The sequence below is a fragment of the Mycobacterium sp. 1423905.2 genome (assembly GCF_001673155.1).
Taxonomy (GTDB): Bacteria; Actinomycetota; Actinomycetes; order Mycobacteriales; family Mycobacteriaceae; genus Mycobacterium.
Genome location: NZ_LZLE01000365.1, coordinates 1 through 4,483 on the forward strand (window position 1 = coordinate 1; position 4,483 = coordinate 4,483).

The 4,483-nt window shown below is 68.1% G+C and carries 5 protein-coding genes and 2 pseudogenes; 4 read left to right on the top strand and 3 right to left on the bottom strand.

Annotation, left to right across the window (positions count from 1 at the left end; translation table 11 throughout):
• Positions 1-172 (bottom strand): annotated as a pseudogene (locus A9W95_RS25125) (serine protease inhibitor); the annotation flags it as partial.
• Here A9W95_RS25125 and A9W95_RS25130 point away from each other — a divergent pair.
• From A9W95_RS25130 to A9W95_RS25145, 4 genes and pseudogenes are all read left to right on the top strand, one after another.
• Positions 170-478 (top strand): annotated as a pseudogene (locus A9W95_RS25130) (roadblock/LC7 domain-containing protein); the annotation flags it as partial. The pseudogenes A9W95_RS25125 and A9W95_RS25130 overlap by 3 nt on opposite strands.
• Positions 454-840 (top strand): DUF742 domain-containing protein, encoded by a 387-nt coding sequence (locus tag A9W95_RS25135; RefSeq protein WP_067418967.1) that lies wholly within the window; start codon positions 454-456, stop codon positions 838-840. The pseudogene A9W95_RS25130 and the gene A9W95_RS25135, both read left to right, overlap by 25 nt.
• A complete protein-coding gene (locus A9W95_RS25140) occupies positions 821-1,423 on the top strand; it encodes an ATP/GTP-binding protein (RefSeq protein WP_067418968.1) in 603 nt (200 codons plus the stop codon). The genes A9W95_RS25135 and A9W95_RS25140 overlap by 20 nt, the downstream gene beginning before the upstream one ends.
• Before the next feature lie 8 nt (positions 1,424-1,431).
• The gene (locus A9W95_RS25145; RefSeq protein WP_067418969.1) at positions 1,432-1,983 is read left to right on the top strand and encodes a pentapeptide repeat-containing protein; all 552 of its coding nucleotides are present in this window, start codon (positions 1,432-1,434) and stop codon (positions 1,981-1,983) included.
• Between the two features lie 71 nt (positions 1,984-2,054).
• Here A9W95_RS25145 and A9W95_RS25150 read toward each other — a convergent pair whose 3' ends face one another.
• Both A9W95_RS25150 and A9W95_RS25155 read right to left on the bottom strand, forming a co-directional pair.
• Positions 2,055-2,693: a TetR/AcrR family transcriptional regulator gene (locus tag A9W95_RS25150; RefSeq protein ID WP_067418970.1), complete on the bottom strand. Its 639-nt coding sequence runs from the start codon at positions 2,691-2,693 to the stop codon at positions 2,055-2,057.
• A gap of 219 nt (positions 2,694-2,912) precedes the next feature.
• Positions 2,913-4,483, bottom strand: a 1,571-nt coding sequence (locus tag A9W95_RS25155; RefSeq protein ID WP_156746402.1) for an ATP-binding cassette domain-containing protein, incomplete at its 5' end; no start/stop codon positions are given.

Consider the following 4,483-nt stretch of genomic DNA (forward strand, 5'->3'; position numbering starts at 1 on the left):
CCTCGAACAGCTGCGCGGCGCCGGTGGCCAGGCTGGCCAGCCCGGAGGCCACCGCCGCCAGCTGATCGGCCCGCTCGCGGGGCAGGTATTCACTGGCCGCGACGGGCAGGCCGTCGACCGATACCAGCAACGCATGCGCGACGCCCGGTACCTCGCGGGCGAACTTCGACACCAGCCAGTCGAGCGGGCCGATCAGCTGGCGGCGGTGGCCTCCGGGCTGGCCAGCCTGGCCACCGGCGCCGCGCAGCTGTTCGAGGGCGGGCAGGTGCTGCAATCCGTGGTGGAGATGCAGAACGGTTTCCTGCTGCTGATGCGGGTCGGTGACGGCTCACATCTGGCCACCCTGGCCGTCAACGGCTGCGACATCGGCCAGATCGGTTACGAGATGGCCATCCTCGTCGAACGTGTGGGCGCGGTGGTGCAGTCCTCGCGCCGTCCCGAACCCGAGCCGCAATGGACCGACGCGAGCCGTCGCTGACCTCGGCCGAGGCCACACCGCAGGCGAGCCTGGTTCGCCCGTATACGCTGACGGCCGGACGAACTGGCACCGATGTCGACCTCCCACTGGAAGCGCCGATACAGACGCTGCAGACGGGATCGGCTGACCAGTGGCCGCCCAACGATGTGCGCGGCACCATCGTCGACCTGTGCGTCAACAGCCCCTCGGTCGCCGAGATCTCGGCGCGGCTCGATTTACCCGTGGGTGTCGCGCGCGTCTTGGTGGGCGATCTGGTCACCTCCGGCTACCTTCGGGTGAACAGGACCTTGACCGACCGTTCGACCCGCGACGAGCGCTATGAACTCATAGGAAGGACCCTGCGTGGCCTTAAGGCACTCTGAGGCGCCGCCAGCGGCGCATGCCACCGCGTCGACGAAGATCGTCATCGCGGGTGGGTTCGGCGCCGGAAAGACCACTTTCGTCGGGTCCGTGTCAGAAATCATGCCGCTGCGCACCGAGGCGATGGTGACCGACGCGTCGGCGGGCGTCGACATGCTCGAGGCCACCCCGGACAAGCGGACCACCACTGTGGCAATGGATTTCGGCCGCATCACCCTGGCCGACGACCTGGTCCTCTATCTGTTCGGCACCCCGGGTCAGCGCCGGTTCTGGTTCATGTGGGATGACCTGGTGCGCGGGGCGATCGGCGCGATCGTGCTGGTGGACATTCGTCGTCTGCAGGACAGCTTCGCCGCAGTCGACTTCTTCGAGCACCGCAACCTGCCGTTTCTGGTCGCCGTCAACGAGTTCGACGGCGCCCCCCGCTACCCCGTCGACGAGGTGCGCAAGGCGCTGACCCTGCCGGCGCACATTCCGCTGATCAGCGTCGATGCCCGTGATCGCCGGTCGGCGACAGATGCGCTGATCGCGGTCAGTGAGTACGCCCTGGCCAGCCTGACCGCGTCGTCGGCCGCCGGCCGCTGAGTCCACCGGTGCCGCCGCACTGGGTCGACTGCGAATTCACTGGTCGAGACTTTCGCGACGACGACCTGAGCCGGCTGCGCACCGAACGGGTCATCTTCACCGAATGCGACTTCAGCGGCGTTAACCTGGTCGAATCCGAACACCTCGGTGCCGCGTTTCGCAACTGCAACTTCCGCCGGACGACGCTGTGGCACAGCACGTTCCGCCAGTGCAGCATGCTCGGTTCGGTCTTCGAGCACTGTCGGATGCGGCCGCTGACCCTCGATGAGGTGGACTTCACGCTGGCGGTGCTCGGCGGCAACGACCTGCGCGGTGTCGACTTGAGCGGCTGCCGGTTGCGGGAGACCAGCCTGGTGGAAACCGATCTACGCAAGGCCAAGCTGCGCGGCGCCGACCTGCGCGGCGCGCGGACCATCGGCACCCGTCTGGACGACGCCGATCTGCGCGGGGCGATCATCGACGCCTCGTTGTGGACGACGGCATCGCTGGCGGGCGCGCGTGTCGACGTGCCGCAGGGGCTCGCGTTCGCGGTGGCTCACGGGTTGCGGTTCGACGCCTAACGCTTGATCCGGATGCGCCACCGCACCACGGCGGAGTAGACGACCGACAGGCCAGCCAGCCGGCTCCGGGGTCATTGGTTGTCGGTCGGTCGTCGCAGCTGTCCGCCGGCGATGATCCTTTCGGTGGCGTTTCGCCATCGCTCCAGTTCCTCCGGCGTAGTCAGAGCGGCAGGCAAGTACCGGCTCAAGTGCGTACGCAGCATGAAGGTGCCAAGTACCAGGGTCAGAGGGCTGAGCGTGATCCAGACCGGGTCCAGTCCCGGCTGGGTGAGACCTTGTTGGCTGAGCTCGTCCCAGTATCCGGTGCAGATGTCGACCAAGGTGTCGAAAATGCGGGCGCCGACCGCAGTGTTCTCCGCCAGCGCCCGGCTCATGTAGTCGACGACCACTTCGGGCCCGGACAGCAGCGAGATGACGCGATCGGCGGCGTCGGCGACCGGGTCCTCCGGCGCGCTGACCAAAGGACCGGCCAAGGCCTCGGTAAGCACCGTCATCACATGGTCTTCAACCGCTTGCACCAGTTTCGCCTTGGTGCCGAAGTGGTGCTGCACCAGGCCGATAGATACTCCCGCGGCGTCGGCGATCGTCCGCAGCGATGTGTTCTCAGTGCCGCGCGCGGCGAAGATGGCCAGCGCGGTGTCGCGGATCCGCTGGACGCTCGCCGGTTTGCCCGGGTCGCCGGGACTTGACGGGGTTAGGTCCGCTGGCACCCCGCCAGCCTAAACACGACGTCGGCCGAGTTGGGCCGGCTGCCGGTTCGCCACGCGAGGCACTTCTGCAGCACATCTCTGGTAGAGGCCGGCCCCGACGTGTACCGTGCCAATACGGTCGTATTGTGACGGCGACCCGAGGGCTTTGCCCGCCGCACCGGCGGCGGTGGCGGCTGGGTCTCCGTAGGCTCTCCGTAACCTCGACCCGTTGCGGGACGCCTAGCGCTTGAGCCGGATGCGCCACCACACCACGGCGGAGTAGATCACCGACAGGGCGGCCAGCATCGTCATGTCGAACAGCCACGCGGTCCGCGAGTGTGTCCAGTGACTGTCCTCCGGGCTGATCGAACCCGGCACCAGCTCTCGCAGGTTCACCGTGGCCGCCGACGCGGCGTATCCCCACCGCCCGGGTACCACCCAGGACATCTGGTCGAGCACCAGCCGGTTGGTCACCGGGACCATGCCCCCGGACAGCACCAGCTGCAGCATCAGCGATACCACCAGCAGCGGCATGATCTGTTCATTGGAGCGGGCGACCGAGGACAGCAACATGCCCAGGATCGCCGAGGCCACGCACGTCGCGGCCACGCCGACGAACAGCTCGAAGCTGGGATCGCCCAGCAGTAGCGCCTGTTGCTTCGGGGCGCCCTTGCCCAGCAAGACGATGCCGGTGGCAATGGCCGCCTGGACGACGGCGAACAGGCAGAACACCGTGAGCTTGGCGCTCAGATACGCCCACGTCGACAGGCCCACGGCCTGTTCTCGTCGGAAGATCGGTCGCTCGCCGATCAGGTCGCGGATGGTCAGCGCGGTGCCCATGAACACCGCGGCGATGTTCAGCAGGGTCAGGATCTGGGCGGCTTCGTCGGGCGTCTGGCTGGTCGGTTCGGCCATGCCGAATCCGATGTTGCCCGGCACGGTCAGCGACAGCGCGCCCAGGATGAACGGCAGGACGGCCAGGAACACGAAGTAGGCCCGGTCGGCCACGACGAGCCGGACCTGCCGGCGGGCGATCGTGGAGAACTGGCGATGCACGCTGGTGTGCGCGGGGGCACCCAGATCGGCCGGTGATTCGGCAGGGGTGGGTGGCGGCGGCCGGTTGCGGGCCAGGAAGCGCCGGTTGGCCTCGTCGGGGTCGGCGCCGACCTTGGCGAAGATGTGCGCCCAGTTGGTGGTCCCCATCGCCGCGCCGATCTGGTCGGGCGGGCCGAGGAACGCGGTTTTGCCGCCCGGCGCCATCAGCAACACCTGGTCGCAGACCTCGAGGTAGGTCAGCGAGTGGGTGACCACCAGCACCACGCGACCGGCGTCGGCCAGTTGCCGCAGCATCGTCATGACCTGCAGGTCCAACGCAGGATCCAGTCCGGAGGTGGGTTCGTCGAGGATCAGCAGCGACGGCCCGGTGAGCAGCTCCAGCGCCACCGACGCGCGCTTTCGCTGGCCACCGGAAAGCTTGTCGACGCGAGTGTGGGCGTGCTTGGTCAGCCCGAGCTCGTCGAGCACCTGGGTGACCACCTGCTGGCGGTCCTCTTTGGTGGTGTCCGGCGGCAGACGCAACTCGGCGGCGTACCCGAGCGCCTGCTCGACCGTCAGCTGGCGATGCACGACGTCGTCTTGGGGGACCATCCCGATGCGACTGCGCAGCGACGCGTATTGGGCATGGATGTTGTGGCCTGCGAAGGTCACCGTGCCGGAGCTGGGCGTGCTGTATCCGGCGATCAACCGGGCCAGCGTGGTCTTGCCCGCCCCCGAGCCGCCGATGATCGCGGTGAGCGTCCCGGGCCGCGCGG